This window comes from Salmonella sp. SAL04162 (assembly GCF_046551535.1).
In the GTDB taxonomy this organism is placed as follows: Bacteria; Pseudomonadota; Gammaproteobacteria; order Enterobacterales; family Enterobacteriaceae; genus Salmonella; species Salmonella enterica.
Window position 1 is genome coordinate 12,740 of record NZ_JBGDVX010000010.1, and the last position, 12,764, is coordinate 25,503.

At 53.9% G+C, this 12,764-nt stretch carries 11 protein-coding genes and 1 CRISPR repeat array; of the genes, 10 read left to right on the forward strand and 1 reads right to left on the reverse strand.

What is annotated here, in order from left to right; translation table 11 throughout:
- Positions 1 to 10 precede the first annotated feature (10 nt).
- The 5 genes from cas7e to cas2e are packed head-to-tail and all read left to right on the forward strand — an operon-like array spanning position 11 to position 3,721.
- A complete protein-coding gene (cas7e, locus tag ACLJRH_RS18515; protein ID WP_023136483.1) occupies positions 11 to 1,069 on the forward strand; it encodes a type I-E CRISPR-associated protein Cas7/Cse4/CasC in 1,059 nt (352 codons plus the stop codon).
- Between the two features lie 9 nt (positions 1,070 to 1,078).
- Positions 1,079 to 1,804: a type I-E CRISPR-associated protein Cas5/CasD gene (cas5e, locus tag ACLJRH_RS18520; protein ID WP_023136484.1), complete on the forward strand. Its 726-nt coding sequence runs from the start codon at positions 1,079 to 1,081 to the stop codon at positions 1,802 to 1,804.
- Positions 1,804 to 2,508 (forward strand): type I-E CRISPR-associated protein Cas6/Cse3/CasE, encoded by a 705-nt coding sequence (gene cas6e, locus ACLJRH_RS18525; protein WP_023136485.1) that lies wholly within the window; start codon positions 1,804 to 1,806, stop codon positions 2,506 to 2,508. The genes cas5e and cas6e overlap by 1 nt, the downstream gene beginning before the upstream one ends.
- On the forward strand, positions 2,508 to 3,425 hold the full coding sequence (gene cas1e / locus ACLJRH_RS18530) for a type I-E CRISPR-associated endonuclease Cas1e (protein ID WP_000118674.1): 918 nt from the start codon (positions 2,508 to 2,510) through the stop codon (positions 3,423 to 3,425). Before cas6e ends, cas1e begins: the two co-directional genes overlap by 1 nt.
- A 2-nt stretch (positions 3,426 to 3,427) precedes the next feature.
- Complete coding sequence (gene cas2e / locus ACLJRH_RS18535; protein WP_000062282.1) at positions 3,428 to 3,721, forward strand: type I-E CRISPR-associated endoribonuclease Cas2e; 294 nt, start codon at positions 3,428 to 3,430, stop codon at positions 3,719 to 3,721.
- Positions 3,722 to 3,805: 84 nt separating this feature from the next.
- Positions 3,806 to 7,559: direct repeats of the CRISPR family, unit length 29 nt; unit sequence GTGTTCCCCGCGCCAGCGGGGATAAACCG.
- A gap of 72 nt (positions 7,560 to 7,631) precedes the next feature.
- Here cas2e and ACLJRH_RS18540 read toward each other — a convergent pair.
- A complete protein-coding gene (locus ACLJRH_RS18540; protein ID WP_023136979.1) occupies positions 7,632 to 8,678 on the reverse strand; it encodes an aminopeptidase in 1,047 nt (348 codons plus the stop codon).
- Positions 8,679 to 8,928: 250 nt separating this feature from the next.
- Between ACLJRH_RS18540 and cysD the strand changes: the two genes are divergently transcribed.
- The 5 genes from cysD to ftsB all read left to right on the forward strand — a co-directional run bounded on the left by cysD (position 8,929) and on the right by ftsB (position 12,754).
- A complete protein-coding gene (gene cysD, locus ACLJRH_RS18545) occupies positions 8,929 to 9,837 on the forward strand; it encodes a sulfate adenylyltransferase subunit CysD (protein ID WP_000372384.1) in 909 nt (302 codons plus the stop codon).
- A gap of 9 nt (positions 9,838 to 9,846) precedes the next feature.
- Positions 9,847 to 11,286 (forward strand): sulfate adenylyltransferase subunit CysN, encoded by a 1,440-nt coding sequence (gene cysN / locus ACLJRH_RS18550; RefSeq protein ID WP_001092256.1) that lies wholly within the window; start codon positions 9,847 to 9,849, stop codon positions 11,284 to 11,286.
- The gene (gene cysC, locus ACLJRH_RS18555; protein ID WP_001173661.1) at positions 11,273 to 11,878 is read left to right on the forward strand and encodes an adenylyl-sulfate kinase; all 606 of its coding nucleotides are present in this window, start codon (positions 11,273 to 11,275) and stop codon (positions 11,876 to 11,878) included. The genes cysN and cysC overlap by 14 nt, the downstream gene beginning before the upstream one ends.
- 50 nt (positions 11,879 to 11,928) lie before the next feature.
- Positions 11,929 to 12,252, forward strand: coding sequence for a DUF3561 family protein (locus ACLJRH_RS18560; protein ID WP_001537530.1), 324 nt, complete (start codon positions 11,929 to 11,931; stop codon positions 12,250 to 12,252).
- 190 nt (positions 12,253 to 12,442) lie between these two features.
- On the forward strand, positions 12,443 to 12,754 hold the full coding sequence (gene ftsB, locus ACLJRH_RS18565; RefSeq protein WP_000517480.1) for a cell division protein FtsB: 312 nt from the start codon (positions 12,443 to 12,445) through the stop codon (positions 12,752 to 12,754).
- Positions 12,755 to 12,764 lie beyond the last annotated feature (10 nt).

Here is a 12,764-nt window from a genome sequence, read left to right on the forward strand (position 1 = left end):
GGATTTGATAATGACAACTTTTATTCAACTGCATTTATTGACTGCTTATGCGCCCGCTAACCTGAATCGTGATGAGTCTGGCAGACCGAAGACCGCGTTTATGGGAGGAGTTGAGCGTTTACGCGTATCGTCGCAAAGTCTGAAGCGTGCCTGGCGGGTGTCGGAAACTTTTGAAGCGGCAATGGATGGTTTTATGGGTAAGCGTACTCGTCGAATTGGCGTGGATTATGTTTATCGTCCGATGAAAGATGCCGGAATTGAAGAAAAAATTGCTAAGAGTTCGTCTGAGTTAATCGCTAAGCAATTTGGCAAGCTTAAAAGTGATAAAGATGCGAAACCGGAAAAAAATCTCGAAATTGAGCAGATCGTTCACGTCAGTAACCATGAAATTAGTTTGATTAAGCAACTGGTTGATACGCTAATTGCCGACAAACGCGAACCTAACGATGAAGAAGTGGAGTTGTTGCGCAAAGAGCAGCGTAGCGTAGATATGGCGCTGTTTGGCCGTATGCTGGCGTCATCGCCTGAGTTCAACGTCGAGGCTGCTTGTCAGGTATCCCATGCGTTGGGCGTAAGTGCCGTGACCGTTGAGTCTGATTTTTTCACCGCCGTTGACGATCTGAATAATAAAGAGGAAGACGCAGGTTCCGGGCATATGGGCGAGCAGGGTTTTGCCTCGGCGCTTTTCTATACCTATGTCTGTATCAGCCGCGATCTGCTGGTGGAAAACCTGGGTGGTAACGAAGAACTGGCGAAGCGTACTATCGCGGCACTCACTGAAACAGCGTTAACCGTCTCGCCAACCGGTAAACAAAACAGCTTCGCTTCTCGTGCCTATGCCACCTATGCGTTGGCCGAAGTCGGGCAAAAACAACCGCGTTCTCTGGCGGCGGCATTTTTCCAGCCGGTACGCGATACCGATCAAATTCCGGCGGCAATAACCCGTTTAAAACAGCAGCGCGCCAGCTTCGATAACGTATACGGAAACTGTGCAGACGATTATCGCGAGTTGAACGTTCAGGAAGGTACGGGATCTCTGGCGGAATTACTGGCCTTTGTTAGCCAGTAAGGATGAATAATGAAGGAATATCTGGTTTTTCAGCTCTATGCGCCGCTGGCGTCGTGGGGGGAAGAAGCGTCTGGCGAGATTCGCCACTCAGCTACGGTTCCCACGCGCTCTGCGCTATTGGGTCTGCTTGCCGCAGCGTTAGGAATTCGTCGCGACGAAGAAGCGCGGCTGAATAACTTTAACCGGCACTATCATCTGGCGGTGCACGCGTTGGCTTCACAAGATCGCTGGTTGCGGGATTATCACACGGTTAGCGCGCCGCGAGAAAACAAAAAGAATCGTTATTACACGCGCCGGGATGAACTGACTCTCGCGCCGGATGAAGTGGGGACGCTTATCTCGCAGCGAGAATATCGCTGCGACGGCTACTGGCATGTGGCAATAAGCGCCACGCCTGATGCACCACATTCGCTTAGCGAATTGCGAGAGGCGCTGCTGACACCGCATTTTCCGCTCTATCTGGGGAGAAAATCCTGCCCGCTGGCGTTACCGTTAGCGGCGCGTTTAATGACCGGCACCTTAAAAGAGGTATTCACCCATGCTGTGGAGGAGATTTCCGCAGCGGAATTAAGTGGATTTACCCTGCGTGAGGGTATTTGTTATTGGGATGATCCTGATGAGGAGAGTCTGGTCTGGCAACAAAAGCAGCATAGCAATAACCAGCCAGTTAGCCGCCAACGCTGGCAGTTTGGCGGCTACACCCGCTTCAATGGGCCGTTGCAGGAGAGAACATAATGTATCTTTCTCGTATTCAACTCCGGTTTAATAATTTGCGACCGGAGATGTTGGCAAAGTGGAATTCAGCCAGGCCTTATGCCAGCCACCAGTGGTTATGGCAGCTCTTTCCGGAACAGGAATTGCGTCAGTTTCTGTTTCGCGAAGAGGCGCATGGCGGCTTTTTTATGCTCTCGGCAATACCGCCGTTATCGCAGCACTCCCTGTTTCTTATTGAAACCAAACCATTTAATCCGCAACTGACAAATGGTCTTGAGCTTGATTTTCAACTACGAGCTAACCCGGTGATAACCCGTAACGGTAAGCGCAGTGACGTGATGATGAACGCGAAACATCAGGCGAAGGCGAATGGTGTGGAGAAAGAACGGTGGTGGGAGCTTCAACAGCAGGCCGCGCAGGCGTGGCTGGAACAACAAGGGCAGCAGCATGGTTTCCGGTTGATTGCACCGGAACCTGATGATTTCGCTATGTGGGCTGGTGACGAGTACAGTGAATTGCAGGCACATTGTGGATGCGTGCAAGCGTATCAGCAGCATCGTTTTGTCCGTAAAGACCAGCAAAAACCGATCACTTTCAGTAGCGTTGATTTTAGCGGTGCGCTCTGTATCACCGATGCAGCACTGTTTAAACAGGCTTTATTTTCCGGATTAGGTAAAAGTAAAGCGCTGGGCTGCGGAATGCTGATGGTAAAAAGGAAACGCTGATGAGCTGGCTGCCGCTGAATCCCATCCCGTTGAAAGACCGTGTTTCGATGATATTTCTCCAGTACGGACAAATAGATGTGATCGACGGTGCGTTTGTGCTTATCGATAAAACGGGTGTACGTACCCATATTCCTGTTGGATCGGTGGCCTGCATCATGCTGGAACCGGGGACGCGGGTTTCCCATGCCGCCGTGCGACTTGCGGCAACGGTGGGTACGTTACTGGTGTGGGTGGGGGAAGCGGGCGTACGCGTTTACGCTTCGGGGCAGCCTGGTGGTGCCCGTTCCGACAAATTGCTTTATCAGGCGAAACTTGCACTGGATGAAGATTTGCGGCTGAAGGTCGTGCGTAAAATGTTTGAATTACGTTTTGGCGAACCCGCGCCGAGCCGTCGTTCTGTAGATCAATTGCGTGGTATTGAGGGGAGCCGTGTGCGGGCAACCTATGCACTACTTGCTAAACAGTATGGCGTGAAATGGCAGGGACGTCGTTACGATCCGAAAGACTGGGAGAAAGGCGATGTCATTAATCAGTGTATCAGCTCGGCAACCTCCTGCCTCTATGGCGTAACGGAGGCGGCAATACTGGCTGCCGGATATGCGCCCGCGATTGGATTTGTGCACACCGGCAAACCGCTTTCTTTTGTCTATGATATTGCCGATATCATTAAATTTGAGACCGTTGTACCGAAAGCATTTGAAATTGCGCGACGTAATCCTGCCGAGCCCGATCGTGATGTCCGTATTGCCTGCCGGGATATCTTCCGCAGTGGAAAAACATTGGCGAAATTGATTCCTCTTATTGAAGATGTTCTCGCGGCAGGGGAAATTCAACCGCCGTTACCTCCTGAAGATTCACAACCCATAGCGATCCCTCTTCCTGTTGCGTTGGGAGATTCCGGTCATCGGAGTACCTAACGATGAGTATGCTGGTTGTCGTTACCGAAAATGTTCCTCCTCGTCTGCGGGGGAGGCTGGCCGTCTGGTTACTGGAAATTCGAGCTGGTGTGTATGTTGGTGATGTTTCCGCAAAGATCCGCGAGATGATATGGCAACAGGTTTCCGTTCTGGCAGATGAGGGAAATGTTGTTATGGCGTGGGCGACAAATACAGAATCAGGTTTTGAGTTTCAGACTTTTGGTGTAAATCGACGTATTCCGGTAGATCTTGATGGACTGCGATTGGTGTCGTTTCTACCTGTTGAAAATCAATAAGTTATAGATCTTTAAAAATTAGGAAAAGTTGGTGGGTTTTTTGTGCGCTAAAAAAGTATTTAAATTCAATTGGGTAGATTTAGAGTGTTCCCCGCGCCAGCGGGGATAAACCGCAGCTTTAGCATCGGTCGACAGCCCATCTGGCGTGTTCCCCGCGCCAGCGGGGATAAACCGCGTCCTTTACATCCCAGACCACACTAACGTCGGTGTTCCCCGCGCCAGCGGGGATAAACCGCACTCGCTGGAGCTGGTTGTCGCTATCAGCAAGTGTTCCCCGCGCCAGCGGGGATAAACCGATGAATCTGTAATTCGTTATAGCTCATCATTGGTGTTCCCCGCGCCAGCGGGGATAAACCGATACGCTCAACCTAGCTCTTACTCAACTACATGTGTTCCCCGCGCCAGCGGGGATAAACCGGGGCGGGTAACAGCGTGCTTGGTTCTGGTAACGTGTTCCCCGCGCCAGCGGGGATAAACCGAGAAAAACCGCTTTGTAATTACTGGTCATGTTGTGTTCCCCGCGCCAGCGGGGATAAACCGCGTGTCAGCCAAGGTGCAACGCTACTACGCACGTGTTCCCCGCGCCAGCGGGGATAAACCGGAAGGTGTTTTTTATTCAAAAGATAGGATACCGTGTTCCCCGCGCCAGCGGGGATAAACCGCCAGTTTCTAACGATATCGTCCACCAGCTTCGGTGTTCCCCGCGCCAGCGGGGATAAACCGTATGACTAATGCACAGTTAAAACGGGTATGGGGTGTTCCCCGCGCCAGCGGGGATAAACCGCAAAATGTGTTGTTATGATGGTAGCCTTCAGACGTGTTCCCCGCGCCAGCGGGGATAAACCGTGTTCCGATGCAGCGCTTACAACGATGGGGAGGTGTTCCCCGCGCCAGCGGGGATAAACCGTCAGCGCCGGCGATCGGGCCGCCGATTTTGTCGTGTTCCCCGCGCCAGCGGGGATAAACCGGGCATGTCGTGGTTCAGGATGAGAAAATCCCCGTGTTCCCCGCGCCAGCGGGGATAAACCGATATTCAGGAGCGTATCGTGGCCGAGATCGCAGTGTTCCCCGCGCCAGCGGGGATAAACCGCGGCCCCGTATAAATCTCGTGGCGCACAAATGGTGTTCCCCGCGCCAGCGGGGATAAACCGCTCGCGCATTGTCTTTTGATCCCATAGCGTATGTGTTCCCCGCGCCAGCGGGGATAAACCGCGCATTCAAATGCCGCGGCATGACCAGCAGCAGTGTTCCCCGCGCCAGCGGGGATAAACCGAATTGGTGTGGCCTGGCTGAAATGTCGGGCGCGTGTTCCCCGCGCCAGCGGGGATAAACCGACCCCGCATAGTCCTTGTCGTATAAATATTGAGTGTTCCCCGCGCCAGCGGGGATAAACCGGCGATCTTAAATTTGCCGCCGCGTAATTTTTGGTGTTCCCCGCGCCAGCGGGGATAAACCGCGCCCACCCTGAGTATTATCACTACTCCGGACGTGTTCCCCGCGCCAGCGGGGATAAACCGCCAGCGAGCGCTGGCTTCAGGATGGGGTTAGGCGTGTTCCCCGCGCCAGCGGGGATAAACCGGGGCCAATAAATGACGCTAAAACGCGCATATAGTGTTCCCCGCGCCAGCGGGGATAAACCGCCCTGGTAGAACTTTATACGCAAGCGCTTATGGTGTTCCCCGCGCCAGCGGGGATAAACCGTCTCTACACAGGAGCACAGGACATGAATAGCAGTGTTCCCCGCGCCAGCGGGGATAAACCGTAGCCGTCATTACAGAATTAATTACACGTGAAGTGTTCCCCGCGCCAGCGGGGATAAACCGCGATTGTCCAGATCACATAAATTTGTATAAAAGTGTTCCCCGCGCCAGCGGGGATAAACCGCAAATGGATTAGTGATAGCCTCCTTTTATTATGTGTTCCCCGCGCCAGCGGGGATAAACCGCATTTTCTCGCACTCTGTCTTGGTCAGCTTCTGTGTTCCCCGCGCCAGCGGGGATAAACCGCCCATTGAGCACATGCACGTTGCCGGGTTAAAGTGTTCCCCGCGCCAGCGGGGATAAACCGCGGCCCGCGTTGGTTATGAAGAAAAGCACTACGTGTTCCCCGCGCCAGCGGGGATAAACCGCGCACGATTCCATCACCTAAAAACGACCACTTGTGTTCCCCGCGCCAGCGGGGATAAACCGCAAAATTTTAACGGCCATGACCAGGCAGGGATTGTGTTCCCCGCGCCAGCGGGGATAAACCGTTGTCGCGCCTGGTATGTGGTGAGATTTGCAAGTGTTCCCCGCGCCAGCGGGGATAAACCGTTTGGAAACCATGCCTGATCGCCAATATCTGAGTGTTCCCCGCGCCAGCGGGGATAAACCGATTAAATATTCCGCGCGCATTCAGGTACCCGGGTGTTCCCCGCGCCAGCGGGGATAAACCGGGGAATGCCCCATTTGCAAGCGTCGCGGAAAAGTGTTCCCCGCGCCAGCGGGGATAAACCGCTTGTTTCTTCTAATCTCTTTTCGCGTTGGTAGTGTTCCCCGCGCCAGCGGGGATAAACCGACATAAACGCACGCGCGGGGATCCGAATTTTTGTGTTCCCCGCGCCAGCGGGGATAAACCGGTGAACGCGCAGAATATAGATGGGGACATTACGTGTTCCCCGCGCCAGCGGGGATAAACCGCTGGTGGCCGCACTGTGTGCCGACGGGGAATTGTGTTCCCCGCGCCAGCGGGGATAAACCGTATTTTTGCGGGATCAATGTCGGCTCGAGCACGTGTTCCCCGCGCCAGCGGGGATAAACCGTTCGCGCCAGATTTTAGCGAGGTGATACAGGTGTGTTCCCCGCGCCAGCGGGGATAAACCGGTCGGGCTATGCGTCTACAGGCGGCCTCTGGCGTGTTCCCCGCGCCAGCGGGGATAAACCGATGCGGCGAACTTTGTCCACCAGTTCGTTACCGTGTTCCCCGCGCCAGCGGGGATAAACCGTCAGCTGTTCCATACTCACCCCCTGTGCAATCGTGTTCCCCGCGCCAGCGGGGATAAACCGATATGCGGAATCACCAACAACACGCGCGCCCTCGTGTTCCCCGCGCCAGCGGGGATAAACCGGCATACCGCATTTTCAATAATTTCAGCACCGTGTGTTCCCCGCGCCAGCGGGGATAAACCGTTGGCAATTGACAGTTTGCTGGATGTGGACACGTGTTCCCCGCGCCAGCGGGGATAAACCGATATCCAGCGGGGTTTTATGCTGTCGGTAGAGGTGTTCCCCGCGCCAGCGGGGATAAACCGAGTTATTCCCGGTGTTGTCTGCGAAACAACACGTGTTCCCCGCGCCAGCGGGGATAAACCGATCGCTTCCAGCCGTTCTTTCTCCTGCATCAGGTGTTCCCCGCGCCAGCGGGGATAAACCGAGCGTCTTTCTGCTCTTTCTTGGAGGCTATTTGTGTTCCCCGCGCCAGCGGGGATAAACCGCCGCTGGCGGTGAATACCATGCGGCGTATCGCGTGTTCCCCGCGCCAGCGGGGATAAACCGCATGGATTTGCCCCAACTCATGGCGGCTGGCTGTGTTCCCCGCGCCAGCGGGGATAAACCGCGTTCTTCCAGCACATCCTGCGGCTGCACGACGTGTTCCCCGCGCCAGCGGGGATAAACCGTCACGCGGGCCCCCTTATTGGGTCGGGCAGGTGTGTTCCCCGCGCCAGCGGGGATAAACCGGGCAACTGGGCGATCATCTGGGCGCTGTTTATGTGTTCCCCGCGCCAGCGGGGATAAACCGCGCTGATATTGTTCGCGCAGATCGTCGTACTGGTGTTCCCCGCGCCAGCGGGGATAAGTCGAGGGGCGTTCCGCAGTCGGCAAGGGCTGAAAAATGTTCCCCGCGCCAGCGGGGAACACGTTTCACCAGCATATCAGGACGTTTTTTCCGCCTTCGCCAGCTCTTTTACCAACGGCAGCATTATCCGCACTACATCGCGGCTACGGCGCTCAATTCGCCCAGGCAGCGCCTTGTCAATATGCTGTTGATTATCAAGCCGTACGTCGTGCCAGCTATTGCCGTTCGGGAAGGATGCATTTTTCACGCGTTGCTGGTATCCGTCTTTTTTACCCAGATTCCAGTTCGTCGCCTCAACAGAAAGCACCGATATTCCCGCTTTATCGAAAACCTCCGCATCATTACAGCAACCCGTTCCTTTGGGGTAGGATGGATTGCGTCCCGGATTGGTGTTGGCGGCGATACCATAACGGCGCGCAATCGCTAATGCCCGATCGCGGGTCAGTGTACGCACCGCTTCCGGCGTATTTTTCCCGCTATTAAAATAGAGCTTGTCGCCAACAATCAGGTTATCTAGATTAATGACCAGCAGCGTATTGTTCTTCTCAGCGTCACTCATTCGTTTGAGTAAATTTTCCGCGCCTAGCTTTCCCTCTTCTTCCCCGCTGGTGGCGATAAAACGAATCCCGTAATGGGTCGGTATATCTTTCAGGCGCGCCGCCAGTTCCAGCATAACGCCTAATCCCGCGGCATTATCATCCATTCCTTGTAACGTTAAACCGCCCAGATTGGCATCGACATCAGCGTCGCTCTGCGGAGCGTAGGTATCCAGATGCGCCATAATAATGATCTGTTGCGGCACGCGCCCTTCATGGGCGGCGATGACCGTACTGCCCGTCACGTTATGCCAGTTTTTGCGATTATCCTTCGTAGTATAAATAAATCGGCTATTAAACGTTCGAATATCGCTTTGGTATCCCATCTGGGTAAATTGTTGGCGTAAATAATCGGCAGATAACATCTCGGCGGGGGAGCCAGTCATTCTCCCGGGAAAAAAGGTGGCGATATGTCGTGCCTGAATATTCGCTATTTCACCAGGCCCTGGTGATGCTGCTTGTGCAGGAAGGATAAAGCCTACGCCGAGCGCCAGAATGACGGCAAAGCGGCGCGTTGCGGAAAACATAATGAGTCCTTAAATACAGAACAAAATTTTACGTGGCTAGTATGAAACCGCGATCGTGTTAATACAATTTCATTTGCTCCTAAATGCTGGCAATCCGGTACGTTAAGCATTTTTTGATATTGGTTTTTGGGCCGCGTTATTCCTTTGAGGAACTACTCATTCCAATTCGTCATTTCATTCACTCTCCTGCGCTCCCTATAGTCGTGTAATCGAAATGTTTAGCAAAAAACGGTATTGCAAAGGAACGGTTATGGATCAAAAACGACTCACCCACCTGCGGCAACTGGAGGCGGAAAGTATCCACATTATCCGTGAAGTGGCAGCGGAATTCGCTAATCCGGTCATGCTGTACTCCATTGGTAAAGACTCCAGCGTCATGCTGCATCTGGCGCGTAAGGCGTTTTATCCGGGTACGTTACCGTTCCCGCTATTGCACGTTGATACCGGTTGGAAATTCCGTGAGATGTACGCCTTTCGCGATCGTACCGCCAACGCATATGGCTGCGAATTGCTGGTACATAAAAATCCGGAAGGTGTGGCGATGGGCATCAATCCGTTCGTTCACGGTAGCGCTAAACACACCGACATTATGAAAACCGAAGGGTTAAAGCAGGCGCTGAATAAGTACGGTTTTGATGCCGCGTTCGGCGGCGCACGGCGCGATGAGGAAAAATCCCGTGCGAAAGAACGTATTTACTCCTTTCGTGACCGTTTCCATCGCTGGGACCCGAAAAATCAGCGGCCAGAGTTGTGGCGTAACTATAACGGTCAGATTAATAAAGGCGAAAGTATACGCGTCTTCCCTCTCTCCAACTGGACAGAGCAGGATATCTGGCAATACATCTGGCTGGAAAACATCGACATCGTGCCGCTGTATTTGGCTGCTGAACGCCCGGTTCTGGAACGTGACGGCATGTTGATGATGGTGGATGACGATCGTATCGATCTCCAGCCTGGCGAAGTCATCAAAAAAAGGATGGTGCGCTTCCGTACACTTGGCTGTTGGCCGCTCACCGGGGCGGTGGAATCCCACGCGCAAACGCTGCCGGAAATTATCGAAGAGATGCTGGTTTCTACCACCAGCGAGCGCCAGGGGAGGATGATTGACCGCGATCAGGCGGGGTCGATGGAGCTTAAAAAACGTCAGGGGTATTTCTAAGGAGTCGCCATGAACACCATACTTGCACAACAAATCGCCAATGAAGGCGGCGTCGAAGCCTGGATGATTGCCCAACAGCACAAAAGCCTGTTGCGTTTTTTAACCTGTGGCAGCGTTGATGACGGTAAAAGTACGCTGATAGGTCGTTTGCTGCACGATACCCTGCAAATTTATGAAGATCAGCTCTCTTCTCTGCATAATGACAGTAAACGTCATGGCACGCAGGGAGAAAAACTCGATCTGGCGCTGCTGGTAGATGGGCTGCAGGCTGAGCGTGAGCAGGGCATTACTATTGACGTCGCGTACCGCTATTTCTCCACGGAAAAACGAAAATTTATTATCGCCGACACGCCGGGCCATGAACAATATACCCGTAATATGGCGACCGGGGCGTCCACCTGCGATCTGGCGATCCTATTGATCGACGCGCGTAAAGGCGTGCTGGATCAGACGCGTCGCCATAGCTTTATCTCCACTCTGTTGGGGATCAAACACCTGGTGGTGGCAATCAACAAAATGGATCTCGTTGACTACCGCGAAGAGACCTTCGCCCGTATTCGCGAAGATTACCTGACCTTTGCTGAACAGTTGCCAGGCGATCTGGACATTCGCTTTGTCCCGCTTTCGGCGCTGGAAGGGGATAATGTCGCCGCGCAGAGCGCGAATATGCGCTGGTACAGCGGTCCGACGCTGCTGGAAGTCCTGGAAACGGTAGACATACAGCGTGCGGTAGACCGTCAGCCGATGCGCTTTCCGGTACAATACGTCAATCGCCCGAATCTTGATTTTCGGGGGTATGCCGGCACTCTGGCGTCTGGTAGCGTCAAAGTCGGAGAGCGCATTAAAGTGCTGCCGTCCGGCGTGGAATCCAGCGTGGCGCGTATCGTCACTTTTGATGGCGATAAAGAAGAAGCCTGTGCGGGCGAAGCCATTACCCTGGTACTCAACGACGACATTGATATTAGCCGCGGCGATCTGCTGCTGGCGGCAAACGAGACGCTGGCACCTGCGCGTCATGCCGCGATCGACGTGGTATGGATGGCGGAACAGCCGCTGGCGCCGGGCCAAAGCTACGACGTTAAACTTGCGGGTAAGAAAACCCGCGCGCGTATCGAGGCTATTCGCTATCAGATTGATATCAACAATCTGACTCAACGAGACGTCGAGAGCCTGCCGTTAAACGGTATTGGTCTGGTGGAGATGACATTCGATGAGCCGCTCGCGCTGGATATTTATCAGCAAAATCCGGTGACGGGCGGGCTGATTTTTATCGACCGACTTTCTAACGTTACCGTGGGCGCTGGCATGGTGCGGGAACTGGACGAACGCGGAGCGACGCCGCCCGTGGAATACAGTGCGTTTGAGCTGGAGCTGAATGCGCTGGTACGCCGTCATTTTCCGCACTGGGACGCCCGCGATTTGCTGGGAGATAAACATGGCGCTGCATGATGAGAACGTGGTCTGGCACTCTCATCCCGTTACTGTCGCCGCCCGTGAACAGCTCCACGGCCACCGTGGCGTGGTGCTGTGGTTTACCGGGCTCTCCGGTTCGGGAAAATCAACGGTGGCCGGCGCGCTGGAAGAGGCGTTACATCAGCGTGGCGTCAGTACCTACCTGTTGGATGGCGATAATGTGCGCCACGGTTTGTGCTGTGATTTAGGCTTTAGCGATGCCGATCGCCAGGAGAATATCCGGCGGGTAGGCGAAGTGGCCAGTCTGATGGCGGACGCCGGTCTGATTGTTTTGACGGCATTTATTTCTCCGCACCGCGCCGAGCGGCAACTGGTAAAAGAGCGCGTCGGCCACGATCGTTTTATCGAGATTTATGTCAATACGCCGCTGGCTATCTGTGAACAGCGCGATCCTAAAGGGTTGTATAAAAAAGCGCGCGCGGGCGAGTTGCGTAACTTTACCGGCATCGACGCCATTTACGAAGCGCCTGACTCGCCCCAGGTTCATCTTAATGGTGAACAATTAGTAACAAATTTGGTTTCCCAATTATTAGACCTGCTGAGACGGCGCGATATTATCAGATCCTGAGACACCACCGGGCTTGTATGCCCGGTATGGTCAAGGTTACAGGATTTAATATGCGTAATAGCCATAACATTACTTTCACAAGGTCAGACGCCTTCATGGTCGACGATGACGCCACCAGTGCATTTCCGGGGGCGGTGGTCGGCTTTGTGTCATGGCTGCTGGCGTTGGGGATCCCTTTTCTGCTTTATGGCCCTAACACGCTGTTTTTTTTCCTCTATACCTGGCCCTTTTTCCTCGCGTTAATGCCGGTATCGGTGATTATCGGCATTGCGTTGCATTTGCTGGTAAAGGGCAAAATACTTTTTAGCATCATGTTTACTCTACTGGCCGTAGGCGCGCTGTTCGGCGCGTTATTTATATGGCTATTAGGGTAGACGGGTTATCACTGCGCCTCCGGTCATAATTCAAACCGTAACCAACAATGAGATTATGTTCTCCTTACTCGGGTATACGTAACATCCGGCAAATGTGGTACATTTGCCGGCGTTGTCGCGGCAATCCCGTCCTGAATGTGGAGTCACAGAGGACGTTATGGGATGATGATGCCGTTTTTCAGGGGGCAGGATGGGTAAACTAACGCTGCTGTTGCTGGCTTTACTGGTCTGGCTACAGTACTCGCTGTGGTTCGGTAAGAACGGCATACATGACTATAGCCGCGTCAACGATGATGTGGTCGCGCAGCAGGCGACAAACGCCAAACTTAAAGCGCGTAACGATCAGCTTTTTGCCGAAATTGACGATCTCAATGGCGGCCAGGAAGCGATTGAGGAGCGCGCGCGCAACGAACTTAGCATGACCAAACCGGGCGAAACCTTCTATCGTCTGGTGCCTGACGCCTCAAAACGCGCGGCAACGGCGGGGCAAACTCATCGATAAACCATCCAGG

What these genes read in the sequence shown, in the direction of transcription:
- cas5e (WP_023136484.1), top strand. Translation starts at nt 1,079, where the DNA reads ATGAAGGAATATCTGGTTTTTCAGCTCTATGCGCCGCTGGCGTCGTGG.
- ACLJRH_RS18540 (WP_023136979.1), bottom strand. Translation starts at nt 8,678, where the DNA reads ATGTTTTCCGCAACGCGCCGCTTTGCCGTCATTCTGGCGCTCGGCGTA.
- ACLJRH_RS18560 (WP_001537530.1), top strand. Translation starts at nt 11,929, where the DNA reads ATGCGTAATAGCCATAACATTACTTTCACAAGGTCAGACGCCTTCATG.
- cas1e (WP_000118674.1), top strand. Translation starts at nt 2,508, where the DNA reads ATGAGCTGGCTGCCGCTGAATCCCATCCCGTTGAAAGACCGTGTTTCG.
- cysD (WP_000372384.1), top strand. Translation starts at nt 8,929, where the DNA reads ATGGATCAAAAACGACTCACCCACCTGCGGCAACTGGAGGCGGAAAGT.
- cas2e (WP_000062282.1), top strand. Translation starts at nt 3,428, where the DNA reads ATGAGTATGCTGGTTGTCGTTACCGAAAATGTTCCTCCTCGTCTGCGG.
- cas6e (WP_023136485.1), top strand. Translation starts at nt 1,804, where the DNA reads ATGTATCTTTCTCGTATTCAACTCCGGTTTAATAATTTGCGACCGGAG.
- cas7e (WP_023136483.1), top strand. Translation starts at nt 11, where the DNA reads ATGACAACTTTTATTCAACTGCATTTATTGACTGCTTATGCGCCCGCT.
- cysN (WP_001092256.1), top strand. Translation starts at nt 9,847, where the DNA reads ATGAACACCATACTTGCACAACAAATCGCCAATGAAGGCGGCGTCGAA.
- ftsB (WP_000517480.1), top strand. Translation starts at nt 12,443, where the DNA reads ATGGGTAAACTAACGCTGCTGTTGCTGGCTTTACTGGTCTGGCTACAG.
- cysC (WP_001173661.1), top strand. Translation starts at nt 11,273, where the DNA reads ATGGCGCTGCATGATGAGAACGTGGTCTGGCACTCTCATCCCGTTACT.